The 18,807-nt window shown below is 68.6% G+C and carries 30 protein-coding genes; 24 read left to right on the top strand and 6 right to left on the bottom strand.

The genetic code is table 11. The features are described from left to right. Positions 1-37 precede the first annotated feature (37 nt). The 5 genes from IEX84_RS06390 (at position 38) to IEX84_RS06370 (ending at position 3,169) form a co-directional block, all read left to right on the top strand. Positions 38-793, top strand: coding sequence for a hypothetical protein (locus IEX84_RS06390; RefSeq protein ID WP_188871046.1), 756 nt, complete (start codon positions 38-40; stop codon positions 791-793). Beyond that, complete coding sequence (locus IEX84_RS06385) at positions 793-1,101, top strand: hypothetical protein (protein WP_188871043.1); 309 nt, start codon at positions 793-795, stop codon at positions 1,099-1,101. Before IEX84_RS06390 ends, IEX84_RS06385 begins: the two co-directional genes overlap by 1 nt. Then, the gene (locus tag IEX84_RS06380; RefSeq protein ID WP_188871041.1) at positions 1,101-1,529 is read left to right on the top strand and encodes a hypothetical protein; all 429 of its coding nucleotides are present in this window, start codon (positions 1,101-1,103) and stop codon (positions 1,527-1,529) included. The genes IEX84_RS06385 and IEX84_RS06380 overlap by 1 nt, the downstream gene beginning before the upstream one ends. After that, positions 1,526-1,978 carry a hypothetical protein gene (locus IEX84_RS06375; RefSeq protein WP_188871039.1) on the top strand — a complete coding sequence of 151 codons (453 nt, stop codon included), beginning with the start codon at positions 1,526-1,528 and terminating at the stop codon, positions 1,976-1,978. The genes IEX84_RS06380 and IEX84_RS06375 overlap by 4 nt, the downstream gene beginning before the upstream one ends. Positions 1,979-2,104: 126 nt before the next feature. Next, the gene (locus IEX84_RS06370; protein ID WP_188871037.1) at positions 2,105-3,169 is read left to right on the top strand and encodes a Cdc6/Cdc18 family protein; all 1,065 of its coding nucleotides are present in this window, start codon (positions 2,105-2,107) and stop codon (positions 3,167-3,169) included. Here IEX84_RS06370 and IEX84_RS06365 read toward each other — a convergent pair. Next, positions 3,150-3,914 carry a hypothetical protein gene (locus tag IEX84_RS06365; RefSeq protein ID WP_188871035.1) on the bottom strand — a complete coding sequence of 255 codons (765 nt, stop codon included), beginning with the start codon at positions 3,912-3,914 and terminating at the stop codon, positions 3,150-3,152. The genes IEX84_RS06370 and IEX84_RS06365 overlap by 20 nt on opposite strands. An 83-nt stretch (positions 3,915-3,997) precedes the next feature. On the opposite strand from IEX84_RS06365, the gene IEX84_RS06360 reads away from it, so the two are divergent. Together IEX84_RS06360 and IEX84_RS06355 are read left to right on the top strand one after the other, a co-directional pair. Beyond that, positions 3,998-4,201, top strand: a complete 204-nt coding sequence (locus IEX84_RS06360; protein WP_188871033.1) for a hypothetical protein — start codon at positions 3,998-4,000, stop codon at positions 4,199-4,201. 61 nt (positions 4,202-4,262) lie between these two features. After that, complete coding sequence (locus IEX84_RS06355; RefSeq protein ID WP_188871031.1) at positions 4,263-4,562, top strand: hypothetical protein; 300 nt, start codon at positions 4,263-4,265, stop codon at positions 4,560-4,562. Between the two features lie 5 nt (positions 4,563-4,567). Here the strand turns inward: IEX84_RS06355 and IEX84_RS06350 are convergent, their stop codons facing one another. Then, on the bottom strand, positions 4,568-4,882 hold the full coding sequence (locus tag IEX84_RS06350) for a winged helix-turn-helix domain-containing protein (protein ID WP_229732327.1): 315 nt from the start codon (positions 4,880-4,882) through the stop codon (positions 4,568-4,570). Positions 4,883-5,341: 459 nt separating this feature from the next. Here IEX84_RS06350 and IEX84_RS06345 point away from each other — a divergent pair, with 459 nt between their 5' ends. From IEX84_RS06345 to IEX84_RS06295, 11 genes are all read left to right on the top strand, one after another. Beyond that, positions 5,342-5,506 carry a hypothetical protein gene (locus IEX84_RS06345; RefSeq protein ID WP_188871029.1) on the top strand — a complete coding sequence of 55 codons (165 nt, stop codon included), beginning with the start codon at positions 5,342-5,344 and terminating at the stop codon, positions 5,504-5,506. Continuing rightward, the gene (locus IEX84_RS06340; RefSeq protein WP_188871027.1) at positions 5,506-5,691 is read left to right on the top strand and encodes a hypothetical protein; all 186 of its coding nucleotides are present in this window, start codon (positions 5,506-5,508) and stop codon (positions 5,689-5,691) included. The genes IEX84_RS06345 and IEX84_RS06340 overlap by 1 nt, the downstream gene beginning before the upstream one ends. Further along, the gene (locus IEX84_RS06335; RefSeq protein ID WP_188871025.1) at positions 5,691-5,894 is read left to right on the top strand and encodes a hypothetical protein; all 204 of its coding nucleotides are present in this window, start codon (positions 5,691-5,693) and stop codon (positions 5,892-5,894) included. The genes IEX84_RS06340 and IEX84_RS06335 overlap by 1 nt, the downstream gene beginning before the upstream one ends. Continuing rightward, a complete protein-coding gene (locus IEX84_RS06330; protein WP_188871023.1) occupies positions 5,894-6,115 on the top strand; it encodes a hypothetical protein in 222 nt (73 codons plus the stop codon). Before IEX84_RS06335 ends, IEX84_RS06330 begins: the two co-directional genes overlap by 1 nt. Beyond that, positions 6,115-6,540 (top strand): hypothetical protein, encoded by a 426-nt coding sequence (locus IEX84_RS06325; RefSeq protein WP_188871020.1) that lies wholly within the window; start codon positions 6,115-6,117, stop codon positions 6,538-6,540. The genes IEX84_RS06330 and IEX84_RS06325 overlap by 1 nt, the downstream gene beginning before the upstream one ends. Beyond that, positions 6,537-6,794: a hypothetical protein gene (locus tag IEX84_RS06320; protein ID WP_188871019.1), complete on the top strand. Its 258-nt coding sequence runs from the start codon at positions 6,537-6,539 to the stop codon at positions 6,792-6,794. The genes IEX84_RS06325 and IEX84_RS06320 overlap by 4 nt, the downstream gene beginning before the upstream one ends. A gap of 184 nt (positions 6,795-6,978) precedes the next feature. Beyond that, positions 6,979-7,230 carry a hypothetical protein gene (locus tag IEX84_RS06315; RefSeq protein ID WP_188871017.1) on the top strand — a complete coding sequence of 84 codons (252 nt, stop codon included), beginning with the start codon at positions 6,979-6,981 and terminating at the stop codon, positions 7,228-7,230. Continuing rightward, entirely contained in the window at positions 7,223-7,483 is a 261-nt protein-coding gene (locus IEX84_RS06310; RefSeq protein ID WP_188871015.1) for a hypothetical protein, read from the top strand. The genes IEX84_RS06315 and IEX84_RS06310 overlap by 8 nt, the downstream gene beginning before the upstream one ends. After that, positions 7,484-8,179, top strand: coding sequence for a site-specific integrase (locus IEX84_RS06305; RefSeq protein WP_188871013.1), 696 nt, complete (start codon positions 7,484-7,486; stop codon positions 8,177-8,179). A gap of 31 nt (positions 8,180-8,210) precedes the next feature. Further along, positions 8,211-8,510, top strand: a complete 300-nt coding sequence (locus IEX84_RS06300) for a hypothetical protein (protein WP_188871011.1) — start codon at positions 8,211-8,213, stop codon at positions 8,508-8,510. Then, positions 8,507-8,683, top strand: a complete 177-nt coding sequence (locus tag IEX84_RS06295) for a hypothetical protein (protein WP_188871009.1) — start codon at positions 8,507-8,509, stop codon at positions 8,681-8,683. The genes IEX84_RS06300 and IEX84_RS06295 overlap by 4 nt, the downstream gene beginning before the upstream one ends. A 1-nt stretch (position 8,684) precedes the next feature. Here the strand turns inward: IEX84_RS06295 and IEX84_RS06290 are convergent, their stop codons facing one another. Then, positions 8,685-9,899: a tyrosine-type recombinase/integrase gene (locus IEX84_RS06290; protein WP_188871007.1), complete on the bottom strand. Its 1,215-nt coding sequence runs from the start codon at positions 9,897-9,899 to the stop codon at positions 8,685-8,687. A gap of 144 nt (positions 9,900-10,043) precedes the next feature. Between IEX84_RS06290 and IEX84_RS06285 the strand changes: the two genes are divergently transcribed. Beyond that, positions 10,044-10,880, top strand: a complete 837-nt coding sequence (locus IEX84_RS06285) for a proline dehydrogenase family protein (RefSeq protein ID WP_188871005.1) — start codon at positions 10,044-10,046, stop codon at positions 10,878-10,880. A 15-nt stretch (positions 10,881-10,895) separates the two neighbouring features. Here the strand turns inward: IEX84_RS06285 and IEX84_RS06280 are convergent, their stop codons facing one another. Continuing rightward, complete coding sequence (locus IEX84_RS06280) at positions 10,896-12,467, bottom strand: aldehyde dehydrogenase family protein (RefSeq protein ID WP_188871003.1); 1,572 nt, start codon at positions 12,465-12,467, stop codon at positions 10,896-10,898. Positions 12,468-12,514: 47 nt separating this feature from the next. Further along, entirely contained in the window at positions 12,515-13,897 is a 1,383-nt protein-coding gene (locus tag IEX84_RS06275) for an MFS transporter (protein ID WP_188871001.1), read from the bottom strand. An 87-nt stretch (positions 13,898-13,984) separates the two neighbouring features. Between IEX84_RS06275 and IEX84_RS06270 the strand changes: the two genes are divergently transcribed. From IEX84_RS06270 to IEX84_RS14810, 4 genes are all read left to right on the top strand, one after another. Further along, positions 13,985-14,131: a hypothetical protein gene (locus IEX84_RS06270; RefSeq protein WP_188870999.1), complete on the top strand. Its 147-nt coding sequence runs from the start codon at positions 13,985-13,987 to the stop codon at positions 14,129-14,131. A gap of 47 nt (positions 14,132-14,178) precedes the next feature. Then, on the top strand, positions 14,179-15,180 hold the full coding sequence (locus tag IEX84_RS06265) for a DUF5784 family protein (RefSeq protein ID WP_188870997.1): 1,002 nt from the start codon (positions 14,179-14,181) through the stop codon (positions 15,178-15,180). Positions 15,181-15,250: 70 nt separating this feature from the next. Next, on the top strand, positions 15,251-17,629 hold the full coding sequence (locus tag IEX84_RS06260) for an ATP-dependent DNA helicase (protein ID WP_188870996.1): 2,379 nt from the start codon (positions 15,251-15,253) through the stop codon (positions 17,627-17,629). Positions 17,630-17,714: 85 nt separating this feature from the next. Further along, positions 17,715-17,885, top strand: a complete 171-nt coding sequence (locus IEX84_RS14810) for an HEWD family protein (protein WP_326836377.1) — start codon at positions 17,715-17,717, stop codon at positions 17,883-17,885. On the opposite strand, the gene IEX84_RS06255 is transcribed toward IEX84_RS14810, so the two are convergent. Further along, positions 17,866-18,090, bottom strand: coding sequence for a TrmB family transcriptional regulator (locus IEX84_RS06255; RefSeq protein ID WP_229732326.1), 225 nt, complete (start codon positions 18,088-18,090; stop codon positions 17,866-17,868). The genes IEX84_RS14810 and IEX84_RS06255 overlap by 20 nt on opposite strands. 109 nt (positions 18,091-18,199) lie before the next feature. Here IEX84_RS06255 and IEX84_RS06250 point away from each other — a divergent pair, with 109 nt between their 5' ends. Then, the gene (locus IEX84_RS06250) at positions 18,200-18,802 is read left to right on the top strand and encodes an acyltransferase (protein ID WP_229732325.1); all 603 of its coding nucleotides are present in this window, start codon (positions 18,200-18,202) and stop codon (positions 18,800-18,802) included. Positions 18,803-18,807: the final 5 nt, after the last annotated feature.

Here is an 18,807-nt window from a genome sequence, read left to right as displayed (position 1 = left end):
TCTACCAGCAGCGCGACACCGAGGAGGCCGATGCGTGATGCGCGGTCAGGACATCCACCCGCGGGCGGCACGCCGCATCCGCAGCGACCACACGTCGACGGCACCCAGCGAGTTCCGACATCGCGTCCTCGCCGACGGCGTCCACGACGACGTCCTGGAAGACTCGCAGCTCGCCACCCTGGAGGACGCCATCGCGTCCCTCGAGGACGTCCGCGACGAACGCCGGGAGACGCTGCGCGGCGCTGGAGATCAGGGACGCACGGCCGGCGAGCCCCTCCCCGATCTCCACCGACAGGCCCGCGACCGCGTCAGAGAACTCTGCGCGGCCCGCGCCGGCGTCGTCCTCGCGGACGGCGATACCTGGGTCGCGGAGGGCTTCGAGGACGCCGCGGACGTCGCGGCCGCGACGCGCGAGGCCGCCGCGTGGCTCCGCGCCCACCCGGACGTCCGCGAGCGCGTCTTCGAAGACGATCCGCTCAGCACGCTCGCCACGGACGGCGGCCGGCCGCAGCTCCACGTCGGCGACCACGTCCAGGACCGCGACGACGAAGGCGAGACCCCGGCAACGATGCTTGCCGCTCGCGTCCCCGTAGGGGACGCGAGCGGTCACGAGATCGACGCGGACGGCACGACCGTCGCGGACGTCAACCCCGACTACCCCGCGGACGACGACGTCGTCGAAGTCGTCTTCCCGAGTCGGAGCGACACCGACCTCACGCCGCAGAATCGCTACGCCTACCCCCGCGGCCGGCTTGAGCGCACTGCGGCGATCCACGAGGAGGCCGAGGACTGATGGCGATTTCGAACACAGAACTCGCCCGCGCCGTCTACGGGAAGCGCGACCTCCGTGCCGCCCAGGACGCGATGGTCGCCGTCGAACCGGACGGCGACGGCTTCTGGACGGTCTACAACTCCGAGGGCGTCGCGCGGACGGTCGATCCCGACGCCGCGGTCTGTGACTGCGAGGACATGCAGTACAACGACCCGCCTGAGGGCTGCGCGCACGTTCGGCGCGTCGAGATGATTCGCGGCGCCCGCCGCGTCCCGGACGTCCGCCTCGACGTCGTCCTCCGGAAGAAGCTCGACGAGGAGGCAGGGTGATGGAGGCGAAGAAGACCGACCGACGCGTCCAAGACCTCGCCTTCGAAGCTGGCGAGGACTTCTCCGCGGGCGTGATGCGCCGCGTGGTCGTGGACGCCGTCCTGGAGGACGACCAGCTCGGGGCGCTCGTCGACGTCGCGGTCCGCGCGGAAGCCGCCGCCGACCTCCGCGAACTCCGCGCCGGCGACGACGCCCCGGGGCTCGCGGAACTCTGGAACGCATGGCAGACTGTCGACGGCCTCGTCGGCGTCCGCCTCGAGGAGACGGTCGCCGACGCCTGCCGGCGCGTTCTTGAGGACGCCGGCGAGTGGGTCCGCGAAGGCCACTGGACCCGCGCGGAGGCACGCGAGGGGCGTTTCGAAGCGCGCGAGTGGCTCCAACGCCACCCCGAGCAGCTCGACGCCGACTCGGTGGAGGCGCGGCGATGAAGGTCGTCCGCGAGGACCTCGACGGCACGCCGATCCAGCGCCTCGTCGTCACTGAGCCCGGCACAACCGAGCACTTCATCGACGAAGTCGTCGGCTACCTCTGCCCCCACTGCTTCCAGGCTGACGAGACGCTCACCCAGATATGGCACCAAGCAGACTGCCGGCTCGCCGGCGAGCACGGCCGCCAATTCTACGACGACCTCGAGCCCGTCGTCGACGAGACGACCCCGACGCCCGAGCTCTCCCCGACGCACACGATCACCATCGTCGAGTACGGCGAGACCGAAGGGAAGTCATCGGAGACGGGGGAGGTCGGCCTCCACGAGGGCGAGACGGTCGCGTTCTTCTGCTCGTGCGGCAACCTCGACGAGGACGTCTTCGAAATCGTCCACGACGAGTCCTGCCAGCTCGCCGGCTGGCACCGGTCCGCCGCGCGACGCGCGGACTAACCCCTCCGCGGAACCCCCCTGTTTCCACTCGACCCCCGCGGCCCCCCAGATTGCAGGTGTTCCTGGGGTGGGTTTCGGAACTACAGCCCATTCTTTTATACCCTGGACTTGTCGGTGCGAGGTGACATGATCACGGCGCCGCACGTCTTCGAAGACGGCCACCTCCCACGGTCGCTCGAACACCGCGAAGGCGCCATGACCACCCTCGCACAAGCCTTCCAGCCAGCCACAAACGGCGACCGCGCCGAAGACGTCCTCATCCACGGCCCGAGCGGCGTCGGCAAAACCGCGCTCGCGCGCTGCGCCCTCCGCCGTCTCGACGAGCACGCCGACGTCGATAGCGCAGTCGTCGACACCATGGGCGCGACCGCTGGAGACATCCTCCGCACGATCCTCCACCAACACCATGCTGGCGTCCACCTTGCCGGGAACGAACCCCTCCCCGACCTCGTCGAAATCCTCCAGGTCGCAGCCGACCGCCCCTGCATCGTCGTCCTCGACGAGGCCGACGATCTCCACGAAACCAACATCCTCGACCACCTCCGCGGGATCGGCCTCGTGTCCGTCGTCGTCATCGTCCACGACCCCGACGAGTGGCTCGCACGCGCCCCCGACGGCTACGACCACGCCGCCATGACCCATCTCGGACTCGACCGGTACGGCACGACCGAACTCGCGGACATCCTTGAAGCGCGGGCGCGCGTCGGCCTCCGCTTTGGTGCCGTGACCTCCGACCAGCTCCACACGATTGCGGACGAAGTCGCAGGTGTTGCCCGCGACGGAATCCAGAGCCTGCGCGCCGCGGCCGAACTCGCACAGGAGCGCGACCACCCCCATATTCACGACCTGGACGTCGCGGATTGCTACGCGCGCGCACGGACGGCGATCCGCCGCAGCAACCTCGCGTCGCTGCCGACCCACCACCAGGTGCTCTACGCCGTGCTCTATCAGTTCGGCGACGAGTGGGTTCGGGGTGGCCGGCTCCATGATCGCTACGAGCGCGCCGACGACCGGCTCTACTCCGGCCTTCCGGTCCAGCCGATCAGCCGGCGGGATCGCCGGTACAAAATCCAGAAGCTTGAGGCGTACGACCTCGTCGAACGCGAGGGTAAACGGCGGGGTACCGAGTATCGTGTCGTCGACCGCGACGTCGAGCCGCCGCTCGTGGTTACTACTGAGCCGGAGGTCTGACCCCTTCTCGGATACCGAGGATGATCAAGAAGTCAACGATCAGGTACTGGAGGAAGTAGGTCCGGTAGTCTCCCTTCGCGTCGTGAAACGTCAGGTACGTCAACATAGTCGCAGCTTCAGCCCCCAGCTGGAAGAACGCGAAGGGAAGCTGTAGTGCCCCGAGGTGAGACGTGTAGGCTCCGATCACAACCCACGCCCCGAAGTACCTCCCCATCCCGTAGATGAAGTATACCACTGCGAGGAGTACAGCGACGAGGGTGACGCTCCGATAGAACGCGTAGATCGCCTGGAAGGTCCGCGACCGGCCTTGCCCATCGCGGTGGATCAGGGCTCGTGTGTGGACGTATAGCGTCTTAAGGTCGCCATCCTCAACGTCCGTTCGATCATCGGGGAGGTCCATGTAGTCGAATTGCTCCTGTGCAGCTGTGTAGTACGCATCGAGCGTCTCTTCGGATATTTCAGATGGACTACGGGTCCTGATGAGACGGTCAAATTCAGCCCGGTGGCTTGGCTCCCCGAGGTGGGGGTCCAGGCTCTCAGCGGCGCTGTGGATTGCCCGGCCGAGGATGTAGCCCACGACGATGAGTACGAGTAGAGTTTCGAATGTACCAAGGGGCATTTCGCTTGGGGCGAATGGGAACATCCCGATCAAAAATGCGACGCCCGGGAGGAGCATACTGAAGAAGTCATAGAGATCAAACGTGCTGGTTGCAGAGGAGAGCACACCATCGCCACCAATCGACATACCCCACACATATCTGCCCCGACTTATAATACTATCACCTGTGTTACGATAGCCTGATATACCCGTCACACAATGTGTGACGCATGAGCCGCCACGAAAGGTCAACCCGATCTTTCTCGATCAACGTCGGTGCTGGCGGCATCGTGATCGCGGCGATAGTCCTACTGCTCTACGTAATGGCGAACCCGTCCTTCCGCGATAACGTCCCGATCGCACTCGCCCCCTTCGCGTTTGGCGCGGCTTGTGGCGTCGCAGCTTATCTGGCGTGCGAGATCGTGCGCAGATAGCCCGCGTTTTTCGGAACTACAACCCCCACTTTTTACATAGGCGGTCGTCGGTCCGGGTGCGATGGCTACGAAGCAGCACTCTCGGCGGGAGGCGAGTCGTGTTCGCGAGATCGCGATGCGCGTGGACCTGCATCGCCTCGGCTACGAAGTTCGCGAGGAGGAGCGCGGCGTCGACGTCACCGTGATCGCGGATGGTGAGCGTGGGCGGCGGATCAAGCTCGTGCATGGGGGCGACCAGTGGTTCTCGCGCGGCGGTGAGCGGCTCGTGAAGAAGGAGATGGAGCCGCCGGCGTGGCTCGAGGACGTCTTCCAGCATGTCGAGGAGGAACTCCGGCGTGGCGTTACTGTCACTCGGCCGTGACTCGGCTACTCGGCGTCGGTGTCGGGGTCGGGGAGCTCCCTGGCGTCGAACTCCTCGTCAAGGAAGGCGACTCCACGCTCCGTGATGCCGAAGAGCCCCCGGTCGATCTTGCGGAGAAGCCCGGCCTTCGCGAGTTTCCGGCACCGGCGCCCGGCGTACTTTCGGGTGATGTCGATGCGCGGCGTCGTGCCTTCGCGGGAGAGTGCCTGGGGGGTCATGTTCCCCTCCTCACGGATGACTTCGAGGATGCGCTCGTCGGCCTTCGTCATCCAGTCGGCGCTCTGCCGCATCTTGCTACCCGATGGGTGTGTCGCGCTCATAGAACCACCGATGTGCCATATAAGGGGGCTGTAGGGTAATAGTAGTACCCCCTACCACCCCTGTAGAGGGGTTAGAGGCTCCCACAGGTACCCGTTGGGTGGGCAAGAACTAAGGTAGCGGCTGACTATTGATTTGGTGGAAGCCAGGTCCCGCTCCGCGGTAAGGAGTGCCCGGGGTGTTAGAGGCACCCCGGACGTGGCTTCCTACTCCCACACAGGGGTATTTCAGAAGCCATGCGAGACAACATCGACGGGCCTCTTAAGAATAGGGCCCATACGACGCGGAAGCCTGCGGCTACCGAGGCCGCGCGTATCGACGCGGAGACCCACCACGAAGAGCGCGAGCTGTCTGACTCAGCGAGCGCAGCGAGTAAGGATCGGACAGGGCCGGGGAGCCCTACTGGGTCGGACGCGGGCCAGCCGGTTAAGGAAGCGGACGCGCGGCCGGCGACGATTTACGTGCCGACCGGGTCGGTGAAGAAGCGCGAACACTGGGACGAGGATTGCCCGGCGTTCAAGTCGACGTCGACACCGGCGGCGCGCGACGCCGCGACCGTCCCCGAGGGCTACTACGAGTTCTGCAAGCGCTGCACGCCCGCCGCCGACGAAGGGGGTGACGCGTGATGGCGCTCATCTGCCAGTCGTGCGGCCGCGAGTTCCCGGACTTCCCCGACGACGCCGTCGAAGACGACCGTCTCGACGAGGTCGTGATGCACAAGTTCGACCCCGACGGCATCGCCGTCAGTCAGACGGACTACTACTGCGACCTCGAGTGTGCCGCTGAAGCCCTCGAAGGGGGTGACGTCTGATGGCGGCGGCCGACACGCCGTCGACGCGGCCCGACGAAGTGCACGTGAACACGGCGCGGCACGCGACAAAGACCGAGCACTGGGACCGGAGCTGCCAAGCGCTCGCGCGTGTTGAGAACGTCGCGACGAAGCCCGCCACGACGATCCCCCAGGGGTACTACCCGAAATGCCAGCTCTGCACCGACGAAGGGGGTGACGCGTGATGGTCGAAATCAGCGTCTCGGGTCTCGGCCACGGCGACTATGAGATCGACATCGTCGTCTCCGGCCCTGACGAGGATGCAGACAAGATTCTGGTCGACCTGCAGGATCGCGCGCTCAAACTCACCGAAGCGCTCGAAGACGACATCCACCCAGACGACGCGGACGGCTACATCGCGACCGTCGACTGGGATAGCGTTATCGACGAGGGGGGTGACGCGTGATGGCGGCCGCCTCGACGCCGTCGTCGCGGCCGGAGACGCTCCACGTTGCGACGAAGCGCTCGACGAACACCGAACACTGGGACCCGGAGTGCCCGGCCGCCCAACAGGCGAAGAACCTCGCCGAGAAGCCCACGAGCGCGATCCCCGACGGACACTACCAGAAGTGCGGACGCTGCACCGACAAACCCACGGAGACCCCAGAAGGGAACGCGGGGCGCGCCGGCCCGAAACGCGCCCTCAAGGCGTTCCTCGCCGATGACGGCGAGACCTGCCAGCACGACGACCCCTGGTGTCGCGGCGAGCGCGACCTCCGCGCCGGCCGCCTCCCCTGCCAAGCATGCGCGGACGCCGCCAGCGACGGCCTCTGGCAGACCTTCCTCGCACGACACGACGCCCGCGACGACTACCGAGGTGAGGCACTATGACCGGCTACGTCGCTGTCTGCCAGCAGTGCGGCGAGCTCACCGACGGCGCAGCCGACCTCGAGGAGGCTGGCGACGTCGCTGAAGCGCACGACGAGTTCGGCTGTGACGTCGACATCTATCACGGCGAGATCGAGATCGACAGTGGATTCATGTGCATCTCCTGCTCTGTGCTGCGATGGGGAGACCCGGCAGACGAGTGTCCGGCATGCGGCGAGAGGGGGGTCAGCCGCGTCTTCTTCGGAGGTGGCGCGTGATGCCGTCTGGCGAGTGGCCGGGAGAGGACACGTGGCTCTGCGACGGGTGCAGCGAGCCACAGCCACGCGACCGCGTGTGGCCCTGCCAAACCTCCTCTGGGAGACAGTGTCTCTGTGAGGCGTGCCGGGAGGCGCGCGACGTCGACCCCATCGTGCTCCCTGACAGTGGCCGGAGGTGGAGTGCATGAGCGATACTGAACAGTCTCCGTTTGAACCGCTTGAGACAGAGATACAGAACGACCGGGTGAGGTGCCCCGGTTGCGGGGACGCAATACGATGCCGCGACGCCGTTATGTCGTTGGACAAGGCTGACCGGACTGACGACGGGGTTGTCGTCAATATCTCCCGAGAATATCCGTGTTCTGAGGACTGCGCCCTCTCAGTCATCACGGGTGAAGTCTCTGCGGACACCGACCGAGGTGGTGAAGGTGAGTGACGACATCGAACCCGTAGAAGAAGCGAAGGAGTACCTCGAATCGGCCGAACGCGACTGGGGCTACCTCAGCGGTGAGGAGCGGCACGGAACGGTCGTGCAGGCACTTGACGCGCTCGAACGCGCCACCGACCCATCCGTCTGTGACCTCTGTGGCCGCGAAGTCACGCTGATGGGGGACGGACTGTGCGGCATCTGCCAACCAGACGATAGCGAAGTCTCTGCGGACGCTGAACGCGATGGGGGTGGGGAGTAGATGGCGATCACGAACGCTGAAACCCACCGATACTCGCGTGAAGATGCACTGCGCAGCCGCCAGTTCCAACTTCTCTTAGAGGGCGCGCGCGAGCTGCCCGACAGCCACGCACAGGACACACGGTTCGTAATTCTCGTCGCCGGCCGCCTCGGACTTCGCGCCGGCGAGATCGCGCACATCCAACGCGACTGGGTCGACTTCCGACGGCAGATGATCGAAATCCCCGTCCACGAACCCTGCCAGAAAGGCATGGATGGTGGCGTCTGCGGATACTGTCGCGCGCAGAGCGCGCAGGCCGCGGACGCAAACGACGACCTCAGTCAAGCCGACGCGGAAGCCCGAATGTGGAGTCCGAAGACCGTCGCATCCGCCCGCGAAGTCCCCTTCGGACATAACCCTCGCGCGACACTCGCCATCGAGCGGTTCTTCAACCGGCACGACGAGTGGCCGTTCTCCCGCGCGGTCGTCAACCGCCGCGTCACCGCCGCAGCCGAACACGCCGCCGAAGTTGATGCCGACCACTGCTACCCACACGCACTCCGAGCAACCGCCGCAACCACACTGGCAGATAACGGCCTCGACATCATCCCGCTCAAAGCCTTCATGGGCTGGAGCAAGCTCGAAACCGCGAAACACTACCTCTCGAAATCAGGGAAGAACACCGCACGAGCACTTGAACGGGTGCATGCACTATGACCGGCCGACACACCCAGGGAGGGAGCCGGTGATGGCCGCCAGCCCGAACGCCTACCGGCAGGCCGACGCGCAAGCCATCGTGCCACACGCCGAGCAGCGGCTGCGAGCTCGCGCCCACCCACCCTACGACGAAGATAACCTCCGCGCCATCTGGCGCGAAGCGACGCCTGTCGACTACCCGCCCGCCGAGAACCAGACATACGCCCGCTACCACCCTGGTGCGGGCGTCGTCCTCCTCGCCGACTACGGCTTCATCCGCACCGTCATCGACATCCAGGACCGCCCGCAGACCACCCGCGACTACGTCCACAACCAGGTGACCCAGCAGTGAGCATAGACCACCAGCGAGGCCTGATCGATGACGCAGAGCCCGACGACCCGGACGACGTCATCGAGGAGCACCGCGAGCTCTTCGAGCGACTCGCCAACACCGATCTCCGAGTCTCGAAGTACGCCCAGAACGCGCTCAATCGCACCGAAGACGGCGGTGGTCGTGATGCGTGAGCTACTCCCCGAGGAGCGCGCGCTTCAACGCCGGATGCTCGCGGAGGAGGCGGCGCGCCTCCTGCAGGTCGTCGAGCTCCCGACCATCGGCGTCCGCGGCGTCCGCGAACATGTCGTCCTCAAGCTCGTCGACACGCGCTGCGGCATCATGATCGAGGGCGGCGTTACACCACACGCAGAAGTCCTCGTGGCGCGGCGTCTCCCGGTCGCAGCGATGGCAGACGATCGGTCCGAACTCGTCGTCGCCCTCCCCGTCGACGTCGCGCCCCATCGCCTTCGCGAACGCCACCTCAGTGGACTCGTCACCGAACCGGGCGAGATACCGCGCGGTCTGCTCCGATCCGCGCTTCCGCCCCTGCCGATCCTCGATGCGCGGCGTCTCAAACCCGACCTGGAGGAGCCAGCGCGTGTTCGACTTCCGGAAGTTCGTCGGCGTCACCTCCTTCGAGATGCCGACACGGCCCGCGACCTCGCGGAAGATCTTCAAGAGCATCTGGTAGGAGACGCGCTCGGCCGTGCCGAGCTTCGTCCACAGGTAGGCGTCATCCTCACGTCCAGGATGCGCCTGCAGCCACCGCTGGAGGTAGCTGACGGACTCGATGAGGTGGACGGAGCGCTCACCCTGCTTCCCGTCGACGTGCAGGCCGACCGCGTGGTCGCCGTCGAAGACGTCGCCGACACGCAGATCATAGAGCTCCCCACCACGGAGGCCTGCCTCGAACTGGACGGCGATGAGCGCGGCGTCCCGCGGATTCTGCGCAGCCTCGATCATCGGCTGGACGTCCTGCTCGCGGTCGAGCAGGTCGCGCTCCGACGGGACGGGGTCGAAATCATTCGACGTCCCAGTCGGAACCCACGCCAAAGGGCCGGGGACCTCATCGCCGGCCGTCGCGCGACGGCCGACCGTCCGGAGCGCCGTCCGATAGTCCTGGTTCGTGTGTTCGTTCTCGTAGGTGCGGTGAATCCAGCGGACGGCTTCCTTCGCAGCCGCTTCGTCCTCGACGACGTCAACGAGGTCGACGCCCGGCTCCTCGCTGAGGCGGACACCGTGACGGAGCGTCTTCAGGTGGCGGTGGTCGCCACACTTCGAGGGAACGAGGAAGGTCTCGTCGCTGAACTCGAGGAGGAGTTCGCGGTCGGCCGGACAGCCACCCCGCTCGCCGTCTTCGAGCTGGCTTCGGAGGCGGTCGATCTGGTCTCGTGGGTCCGAGGGCATGGAGCGCCTAGCGACACACCCGATTGGCTGTTAAACATTTGGTTCAAATCCCTCCCTTGGCTCTCGGTTTTTCCACGTTTCACGGGCGAGGTCGCGGCCGAATCCGGAGTGGCGTTTATGCCCGCGAGCGACCAAGAGTGAGGTATGATTCCACCCATCGCGGACCGGTTCGTCGCGGGCGAGTCGCCGGCGACCGCGCTCGCGCACGCCGCCGACCTCGACGACGGCGGCGTGAACGCGATCCTGAACCTCCTCGGCGAGCACTACCACGACCGGCGCGAGGCGGACGCGGACGCGGACGCCTACGTCTCGTTGCTCGCGGACGTCGCCACGACGGACCTCGACGCCCGTATCTCCGTGAAGCCGAGCCAGATCGGCTTGGGCGTCGGCGACGACGTCTTCGCGGAGAACCTCGCGCGGATCGTCGACGCCGCGGCGGAGCGGGGCGTCTTCTGCTGGGTGGACATGGAGGACCACACGACGACGGATGCGACGCTGGACGCCGTCGTCGGCACCGCGGACGCGCACCCGGGCGGGGTCGGCGTCGCGCTCCAGGCGAACCTCCGGCGAACTTCGGCGGACCTCGAACGCTTCGCGGACGTGCCCGCGGCGGTGCGCCTCGTGAAGGGCGCGTACGACGAGCCGGAGTCGGTGGCGTACACGGAGAAGGCGGCCGTGAACGAGCAGTACCGGGCGGGACTCGACTACCTCTTCGCGCACTACGACGACGGCGAGATCGCGGTCGGGAGCCACGACCCGGCGATGATCGACCACGCGAAGACGCTCGCCGCCGAGCACGACACGGCCTTCGAGTTCCAGATGCTGATGGGCGTCCGCGAGGACACGCAGTTCGCGCTCGCCGCGGAGTACGAGGTCGCGCAGTACGTCCCCTACGGCGGGAAGTGGCTCCAGTACTTCTACCGGCGCGTCGCGGAGCGCCGCGAGAACCTCGTGTTCGCCGCGCGCGCCGTCCTCTCCTGAGCGGGCCCGCCTCGCTTACTCGTCCCCGTCCCCGTTCCCGTCCACGTCCCCGTCCACGTCTTCGTCCTCGTCGCCGGTCGAGAGCGTCGCGGAGAGGCCTTGAGCCATCTCGATCTCCGTCGCATTGTTGAGCGTCCACGCGGTGCGTTCGGTGACGGCCTCGATGGCCTCGCGGGCGGACGCGGGGCCGTGGCCGGACTTCTTCACGCCGCCGAAGGGGAGGTGGACCTCCGCGCCGATGCAGGGGAGGTTGCCGTAGGCGAGGCCGACCTCGGCGTGGTCGCGGTAGTAGTTTATCTGGCGGTAGTCCTCGCTGATTATCGCGCCGGCGAGGCCGTAGTCGACGGCGTTGTGTATCTCGACGGCGTCCGCGACGTCACCGGCGTAGGGGATGAGCGCGACGTGCGGGCCGAAGACTTCCTCGTGGAGACAGCGCAGTTCGGGGTCGTACTCGGTCTCGTAGACGAAGGGGCCGACCCAGAAGCCGTCCTCGTGGCCCTCGGGGACCTCGTCGGCGTCGAGGTCGGCGCGGTCGACGAGGACGTCCACGCCCTCCTCGCGGGCGAGTTCGTTGTACTCGCGGAACTTTGCGACCTGGTCGGCGTCGGCGAGCGGCCCCATGAACGTCTCCTCGTCGAGGGGGTCGCCGACCGCGACGTCCGCCGCGAGGTCGACGAAACGCGCCTCGAACGCATCGTAGACGTCCTCGTGGACGATGAGGCGTTCGGCGGAGACGCAGCGCTGGCCGGTCGTCTTGAACGCGCTCATGACGGCGGCGTGGACGGCGATGTCGAGGTCTGCCTTTTCGGTGACGACGATGGCGTTCTTCCCGCCCATCTCCAGGGCGACGTCGCGGCCCGGGACGCCGCCGAGTTTCTCCGCGATGGAGTGCCCGACCTCGGCGCTCCCCGTGAAGAGGACGGTGTCGACGGCGTCGTTCTCGACGATGGCGTTCCCGGCGTCGCCGTAGCCCTGCACCATGTTGAACACGCCGTCTGGGATGCCGGTGTCGTCGAACATCTCGGCGATTATCTGCGCGCAGTAGGGGGTCTGCTCGGCGGGCTTCCACACGACGGTGTTGCCCTCGACGAGCGCGAGCGCCATGTGCCAGAAGGGGATGGCGACGGGGAAGTTCCACGGCGTGATACAGCCCACGACGCCGCGGGGTTTGCGGCGCATGTAGGCGTCCTTCGCGGCGATCTCGCTCGGGACGACGTCGCCGTGCGGGTGGCGGGCGTTCCCGGCCGCCCACTCCACCATGTGCCACGCCTCGGTGACGTCCGCCCTCCCCTCGCTTATCTCCTTGCCGCACTCCCGCGAGACGACTTCGCCGAGTTCGTCGTGGCGCTCGCGCAGTTCGTGGTATATCTCCCAGAGGTACTCCGCGCGGTCGATGTAGGAGAGCGCGCGCCACTCGGCCCGGGCGGCCTCCGCGGCCGCGACGGCGTCCGCGACGTCCGTGGGCGTTCCACGGGCGAACTCGCCGAGGGACTCGCGCGTCGCCGGCGAGCGGCTCTCGAAGGTCTCGGCTCCCGCTCTCGCTCCGGTGCGCCAGTCGCCGTCGACGTAGTGGCCGTACGGTGCCATACTGTCCCGTGGTCGGGCGCGAAGAAAAGCCCATCCCCGATGTCGAGTCAGTCGGCGTCCGCCGCGCCGGCCGCGCCGGCGACGCGGCTCGTGTCCGCGAGCCACCCGAGCGCGAAGACGACGACGCCGCCGAGGACGACGAGGCAGCCCGCGACGCCGAAGGTGAGGAGGTAGTCGGTGCGGGCGGCGAGCCAGCCACCGACGAGGCCGCCGACGCCGCCGGCACCTGAGGAGAGCGCGGTGTAGAGGCCGAGGGCCGCGCCGCGTCGGCCGGGGGCGGCGTAGCGCGCGACGAGCGTGTTCGCGGTGACGGCGACGACGGCCCACGAGAGGCCGACGACGACGTTCAGCGCGGCGACGCCGAGGAGGCTGGAGAGGGAAGGGGCGCCGAGGACGGCGGCCGCGGCGGCGACCGCGGGGAAGGCGAGCGCGCGGAAGCCGAGCGCGCCCGTCTGGAGGCGACGGAGGTCGTAGCGGTCGGCGAGCGCGCCCGCGCCGGCGTAGAACGCGGCCGAGGAGAGGCTGGAGACGACGTAGAGGGCGTAGACGGCGTCGTCGCCGAAGCCGACGCCCGCGAGGAAGTCCGGGAGGGGCGCGCTGAAGACGCTGAAGCCCGCGAAGAAGACGGAGACGGCGAGGAGGTAGACGGCGAGGGGGCGACGGACGCCGCGGAGGAGCGCGCGGGGGTTCGACGTCCGCGCGAGCGAGACGAGCCGCCCGGGGAGGAGCGGGCTGAGCGCCCCGCGAGCGGTTCCGAGGAGGCGCGGGCGGCGCGCGAGCTTCCCGGCGCTCGGCGCGGCGTCGCTCGCGGGGAGCCAGCGCGCGGCCGCCAGCGTCGCGCCGGCGAGGAGGGCGACGCAGACGAGGAAGAGCGAGCGCTGGACGGGCAGGGTGAGCGGCCCGACGCTGAGGCCGCCCGGGAGGGCGAGCGACGACGACGCGAGCGGGCCGAGCGCGCCGCCGGCGAGGCGCGTCCAGAGCGCGCCGAGGACGAGGCCGCCCGCCCAGCCGTACCCCTGGTAGCGGTTGAGGCGCGCGATGCGGCCGTTCCACTCGCGTTCGGGCGCATCGGCCAACACGAGCGTCGTGAACACCGGCGTGGCGCTGGCGACGCAGAGCCAGAGGGCGGCGTCGACGAGAATCACGGCCGCGACGGTGTCGAGAAACGGGAGGACCGCCGTGGCGAGCGCGATGCCGGCGAGGCCGGCGAGCGCGAACGGCCGGTGGCGGCCGGTCCGGTCGACGAGCGCACCGACGCCGAGCGCGCCCGGCACCATGGCGACGGAGGTGGCGAACCAACAGACGCCGAGGTCGAAGGCGGTGCCGCCGAGGCCGACGATGAAGAGCGGGACGAGGAGCGAGAGCGCGCCGACGGCGACGTTCGCACCCGCCCACGCGTAGAGCCAGCGGTCGTTCGCGGTGTCGCGCACGCAACGGCCTGGGAGCGTCGGCGGCAAAAGCGAATCGCCCTCGGACGGCCGGTACGCAGAAGGGGCGCGCCCGCCTCTCCCTACTCGATGCCCGGCGACGCCCCCCACGCCGATGTGGCACCGATGTGCACCGACTGCGACGCCCGCGGCGCGCGCGGGAACCACAAGGGCGACGACGTCCTCCGTTGTCCGGAGTGCGACGACATCCTCTATCGGCCGCTCGCGCCCGCCTGAGGCGGGGCGACGGAAGACGTAAACGGACGGGTCGACTACCGACGCCCGTGGCACAACCGCTCCGGTTCAGGTGTTCGACCGAAACGTGGAACGCGGGGCGGGTCCGCGACGAACTGCTGGCGGACCTCGACGCGAACATCGGCGCGACGGCGACGTCGCCGTGGTACCGCGCGCCCTCCGGGTACGCGGCGCGGCGCTTCGAGATGGACAACGGCGACGTCGCGCTCTTCGCCTACGCCGAAAACGGGGGCGGCGCGTACTGGCTCGGGAACACGGAGACGCCGAGCGCGCTCTGGCGAACCGAAAAGGAGGGGTTCGGCGAGGCCCCCCACGACGTCTCGCGGTGGGCGCAGCGCGAGCTCCTCGCGGGGCTCCACGACGAGGCCCCGTGGCTCGAACCCTACACCTACCTCTCGTGGTTCTTCCTCCCGGTCTTCTGCTCGAAGGACGGCCGCGAGACCTCGCGGACCTTCTTCCGCGAGCACGCCGCGGGGTTCCCGGACGCGAACCGTGACGACGCGCTGGCGTTCTACGACGACTTCCTGAAGAGCGGCATCCTTGAGGAGTACCGACACGTGATGGCGGGGAAACTCGGCACCTCCGAGTACCTCGACCTGACGCGGACCGCGGCGGCGATGGGCGAGTTCGACGCCGCGTGGCTCCTCCACGAGGCGGGCTACGACGTCACCCCGGAGATCGAGGTGGCGACCGGCCACTCACTCGACTTCCGCGCGGAGCGACCCGGGGAGTCGGCCGCCCACCTCGTCGAGGTGACGCGCCCCCTCCCGGTGAACGAGCGCTCGGCGGGGACGCCGGCGGCCGCGATCCGCGACACCGTGGCGACGAAGACGGACGGGCAGCTGGCGAAACACGGCGGCGGCGCGACGCTCCTCGTGGACTGTTCGAGCTTCCCCGACGACGACTGGCGGGCGCTCCTCGCGGAGGAGCCGGACGTCCAGCACCGCCCGGCGGCGGTCTTCCGCGTGCGCCCGAGCGGCCGCGTCGAGGGGTACACGAAGGGCGCGCTCCCCCTCGACCTCGGTCTCTGAGCGACGCGGCACCCCAGCTCGTCCCGGTTCATCCCGACACTCAAATGCGAGCGGGCCCCAGTACGCCTGAATGAGCGACGCCGACGCCGAGGACGCGGGGGCCGCGTGGCGCGAGCGCTTCGGCTTCGACGAGCCGTACGAGAATCAGGCGGACGCCATCGAGGCCGCGCTCGACGTCGGGCGCGATGGCGGCTATCTCGCCATGGAGGGCGCGTGCGGGACGGGGAAGACGATGGCGGCGCTGACCGCGGCCGCGACGCTCTGCGATGCGGGCGTCTACGAGAACGTCCTCGTCGTCACGCCCGTCAAACAGCAGCTCCGGCAGTTCGTCGACGACCTCCGGACGATGAACGCGGACAGCGACGACCCCCTCAGGAGCGTGGCGCTCGTCGGCAAGCGCGACCTCTGCCCGTACGGCCGCGAGGACGTCTTCCCCGCGGACACGAGCACCCACGAGCGCTGCGAGGACCTCCGCGAGACGACCGCCGGGCTGGTGGAGGCGGGCGACGACGGGGCGCGCTCCGACGGCGTGGAGATAGACGACCTGACCGCGATACGGACGGACGAGGACGTCGACGAGGCGTGGTGGGACCCCGTGAAAGCCCGCGAGCTCGCGGCGAGCGCGCGCCCCGGCCGGGAGTCCATCGACCGGTCGACGCTGGAGACCGCGGGCGCGAGTTCGCCCTACGTCCCCGTCCAGCCGAGCGCGGGGGCGGAGTTCGACGAGGACGAACCCCTGTTCTGTCCGTTCGAGGCGGACTGGTACGGTCGCAACCGCGGCTCTCCGATCGACTTCTCCGCGGGCGAGGAGCACGTCGTCACCTCCCGCGACCTCCTGCCGGCGGCCGTCGAGGCCGGGACGTGTCCCCACCGCGTCCAGAGCGTCCTGCTGGACGAGGCGGACGTGATCGTCGGGAACTACAACCACCTCTTCGACCCGCAGAGCCGGCCGCTCATCGAGGGCGTCGTCGGCGAGGAGACGTTCGTGATCGTCGACGAGGCCCACCGAATCGAGGAGCGCGTGCGCGACCTGCTCTCGGAGCGCGTCGGCCGGCAGACGCTCCGGCGGGCGCGCAACGACCTGAGCGAACTCGTCGCGCGGGCGAATCAGAGCGAGGAGGCGAAATCGGAGGTCGCGGCGCACCTCGCGGACTTCGACGTGACGGTCGGGGACGTGAAGCGCGCGCGGGACTTCTACGACGACGTCGCGGCGTGGCTGACGGGCGAGGTGAGAGAGCGCCTCGCCGACGAGTTCGACGGCGAGCGCGACTGGCCGGCGCACGACGTCGAACTCCCCTTGCGCGACCCGGACGTCGCCGAACCCGACGACCTGACGCGGTGGGCGGAGCGCGAGGGGTACGCGGGCGACTGCTGGCGGCGGCTCCGGGCGGTCGGGACGGCGGTCGAGGACGTCCTCGACGAGGAGGACCGCTCGACGGTCTGTGCGGCCGTCGGGTCCGTCTTCACGAACTGGTGGGAGCGCGACCACGCGACGTACTTCCGGGAGATAGAACTGGAGCACGCGCCGAAGGAAGCGCCGAGCGGCGAGCCGTGGGAGGCGACGTACACCGCGGGGCTCGTGACGTACAACTGCATGCCTGGCGGGGCGGTGCGCGACGTCTTCGCGGGGCTCGGCGGGGGCGTGTTGATGTCGGCGACGCTCGAACCGCTCGACGTCTTTCGGGAGGTCGTCGGGCTCGACGCGCTCGCGGACGACCCGGACGACCCGCGGCCGGTCGCGGAGCGCTCCTACGACCTGCCGTTCCCCGAGGAGAACCGGGCGTCGTGGACGGTCGCCGCGGAGGCGTTCACGGCGCGCAACCGGGGGACGCCGACGAGCGAGAACGCGAACGCGACCCGCGAGGAGTACCGCTACGTCCTGCGGACGCTCGCACGGAGCCACGGGAACGTCCTCGTCTGCATGCCGAACTACCGCGAGGCGGCGTGGGCGGGCGACTACCTCGCCGAGGCGGTCGAGAAGGAGGTACTGGTCGATTCGAGTTCGAGCGACGAGGAGACGGAGCGGCTGAAGCGCGCGTTCTTCCGCGGCCCGGGGAAGGTGCTCGTCACCTCGACGCGGGGGACGCTGACGGAAGGCGTGGACTACGACGGGGAGAAACTCCACTGCTGTGCGGTGGTCGGCGTCCCGCTCGTGAACGTCGCGTCGCCCCGAATCCGCGCGGTGAAGCGGGCGTACGCGGACGCGTTCGGGGAGGAGAACGCCTTCGAGTACGCGCTGACGGTGCCGGCGGTCCGGCGGGCGCGACAGGCCATCGGACGCGTCGTCCGCGGGCGCGACGAGCGCGGCGTCCGGGCCTTCGTCGACGAGCGCTACACGGCGGACGCGCCCCGGTCGGTCCACGGCTATCTCGGTGCGGAGGAGCGCGAGGAGTTCGTTCGGATGACGCCGGAGTTCATCGGGCCGAAGCTGGACGAATTCTGGGAGTAACGACCGTGATAGACCCGTGGACGGGAGTGACAATCGTTGCCGAAGAAGCGTAGCCTTTTACCTCATCGACGCATTACGTGTGTGTATGAGTCTCACCATTCGGTCTCCGAAAGAACGCTCCTGCGTGCGATGCGGACGAACGGAAGCCTGGAACGAGGACGTCGATGCGTGGCGCGTACCCGAGGGTGACGAGGGAGAAGTATCCTGTATCCACGATTGGGACGTAACGGGCGAGTTCAGGCCGGTCGAGCGGTAACGTACGTCTCGCCGTCGCGATCGACGACGCCGCGTTCTTCGAGGGTCTTTAGCACACTGAACAGCGTAATCCGTTGGAGGTCGAGGCCGTCGCGGAGCTCGTCGAGGGTCGCACCCTCGTGGAACTGCAAGAAGAGATAGACGAGCTTTCCCCGCGCCGATTCGACCGTTTCGGGAACTCCCTTCGGCATCTGTCGCGCTTGCATCTCGTTAGACGTAGTGAGGGGTACGACGACCATAAACCCTGGCTACGACAGCCGTCGAAAACGGTCGGGGGAGCAGGGGATTCACGGTACGCGGTGACGAACGCCGGGTATGACCGACCGCCGCCACGACCGACTGGCGCGCCACCCCACGCCCGGGCCTCGGAACGCCCTCCGACACTGGCCGGAGGCGAAGGGGTTCGCCCGCATCGCGTTCAACTACGCCTGCATCGTGCTCGCGCGTCACTCGCCGAGCCTCCGGCTGAAGGTCGTCCTCTACCGGCTCCTCGGGATGACGGTCGGCGACGGCGTCTCCTTCGGCCTGGAGGCGACGCCCGACGTCTTCTTCCCCGAGCTCCTCACCGTCGAGGACGACGCCATCGTCGGCTACGACGCCACGCTGCTCTGCCACGAGTTCCTCCAGGACGAGTACCGGACGGGTGAGGTGGTCGTCGGCGAACGGGCGATGGTCGGTGCGGGTGCGGTCGTCCTCCCGGGTGTCACGGTCGGCCGCGGCGCGCAGGTCGCGGCGAACTCGCTCGTCGTCGAGGACGTTCCCCCCGGGACGACGGTCGCGGGCGTCCCGGCGGAACCACTATCGCGGGACGGCGACGCGAGCGGTGGCGGTGGCGAAGGGACGGGCGCGGCGGACACGGCGGACGCGGCGGACACGGTGGACGATGGTGCCGACGGGACGGCCGAGGAACGGGAGTGAGAGAG

This window comes from Halarchaeum rubridurum, assembly GCF_014647115.1.
In the GTDB taxonomy this organism is placed as follows: Archaea; Halobacteriota; Halobacteria; order Halobacteriales; family Halobacteriaceae; genus Halarchaeum; species Halarchaeum rubridurum.
This window is presented reverse-complemented; position numbering and strand designations above follow the sequence as displayed.

Bases quoted from the DNA above. Each gene is read 5' to 3' on its own strand.
- IEX84_RS06365 (WP_188871035.1), bottom strand. From the start codon at position 3,914: ATGTCGATTGGTGGCGATGGTGTGCTCTCCTCTGCAACCAGCACGTTT.
- IEX84_RS14810 (WP_326836377.1), top strand. From the start codon at position 17,715: ATGAGTCTCACCATTCGGTCTCCGAAAGAACGCTCCTGCGTGCGATGC.
- IEX84_RS06375 (WP_188871039.1), top strand. From the start codon at position 1,526: ATGAAGGTCGTCCGCGAGGACCTCGACGGCACGCCGATCCAGCGCCTC.
- IEX84_RS06360 (WP_188871033.1), top strand. From the start codon at position 3,998: ATGAGCCGCCACGAAAGGTCAACCCGATCTTTCTCGATCAACGTCGGT.
- IEX84_RS06325 (WP_188871020.1), top strand. From the start codon at position 6,115: ATGGCGGCCGCCTCGACGCCGTCGTCGCGGCCGGAGACGCTCCACGTT.
- IEX84_RS06300 (WP_188871011.1), top strand. From the start codon at position 8,211: ATGGCCGCCAGCCCGAACGCCTACCGGCAGGCCGACGCGCAAGCCATC.
- IEX84_RS06350 (WP_229732327.1), bottom strand. From the start codon at position 4,882: ATGAGCGCGACACACCCATCGGGTAGCAAGATGCGGCAGAGCGCCGAC.
- IEX84_RS06385 (WP_188871043.1), top strand. From the start codon at position 793: ATGGCGATTTCGAACACAGAACTCGCCCGCGCCGTCTACGGGAAGCGC.
- IEX84_RS06250 (WP_229732325.1), top strand. From the start codon at position 18,200: ATGACCGACCGCCGCCACGACCGACTGGCGCGCCACCCCACGCCCGGG.
- IEX84_RS06280 (WP_188871003.1), bottom strand. From the start codon at position 12,467: ATGGCACCGTACGGCCACTACGTCGACGGCGACTGGCGCACCGGAGCG.
- IEX84_RS06320 (WP_188871019.1), top strand. From the start codon at position 6,537: ATGACCGGCTACGTCGCTGTCTGCCAGCAGTGCGGCGAGCTCACCGAC.
- IEX84_RS06380 (WP_188871041.1), top strand. From the start codon at position 1,101: ATGGAGGCGAAGAAGACCGACCGACGCGTCCAAGACCTCGCCTTCGAA.
- IEX84_RS06335 (WP_188871025.1), top strand. From the start codon at position 5,691: ATGGCGGCGGCCGACACGCCGTCGACGCGGCCCGACGAAGTGCACGTG.
- IEX84_RS06305 (WP_188871013.1), top strand. From the start codon at position 7,484: ATGGCGATCACGAACGCTGAAACCCACCGATACTCGCGTGAAGATGCA.
- IEX84_RS06260 (WP_188870996.1), top strand. From the start codon at position 15,251: ATGAGCGACGCCGACGCCGAGGACGCGGGGGCCGCGTGGCGCGAGCGC.
- IEX84_RS06270 (WP_188870999.1), top strand. From the start codon at position 13,985: ATGCCCGGCGACGCCCCCCACGCCGATGTGGCACCGATGTGCACCGAC.
- IEX84_RS06340 (WP_188871027.1), top strand. From the start codon at position 5,506: ATGGCGCTCATCTGCCAGTCGTGCGGCCGCGAGTTCCCGGACTTCCCC.
- IEX84_RS06285 (WP_188871005.1), top strand. From the start codon at position 10,044: ATGATTCCACCCATCGCGGACCGGTTCGTCGCGGGCGAGTCGCCGGCG.
- IEX84_RS06315 (WP_188871017.1), top strand. From the start codon at position 6,979: ATGAGCGATACTGAACAGTCTCCGTTTGAACCGCTTGAGACAGAGATA.
- IEX84_RS06370 (WP_188871037.1), top strand. From the start codon at position 2,105: ATGATCACGGCGCCGCACGTCTTCGAAGACGGCCACCTCCCACGGTCG.
- IEX84_RS06330 (WP_188871023.1), top strand. From the start codon at position 5,894: ATGGTCGAAATCAGCGTCTCGGGTCTCGGCCACGGCGACTATGAGATC.
- IEX84_RS06355 (WP_188871031.1), top strand. From the start codon at position 4,263: ATGGCTACGAAGCAGCACTCTCGGCGGGAGGCGAGTCGTGTTCGCGAG.
- IEX84_RS06255 (WP_229732326.1), bottom strand. From the start codon at position 18,090: ATGCAAGCGCGACAGATGCCGAAGGGAGTTCCCGAAACGGTCGAATCG.
- IEX84_RS06290 (WP_188871007.1), bottom strand. From the start codon at position 9,899: ATGCCCTCGGACCCACGAGACCAGATCGACCGCCTCCGAAGCCAGCTC.
- IEX84_RS06390 (WP_188871046.1), top strand. From the start codon at position 38: ATGCGCGGTCAGGACATCCACCCGCGGGCGGCACGCCGCATCCGCAGC.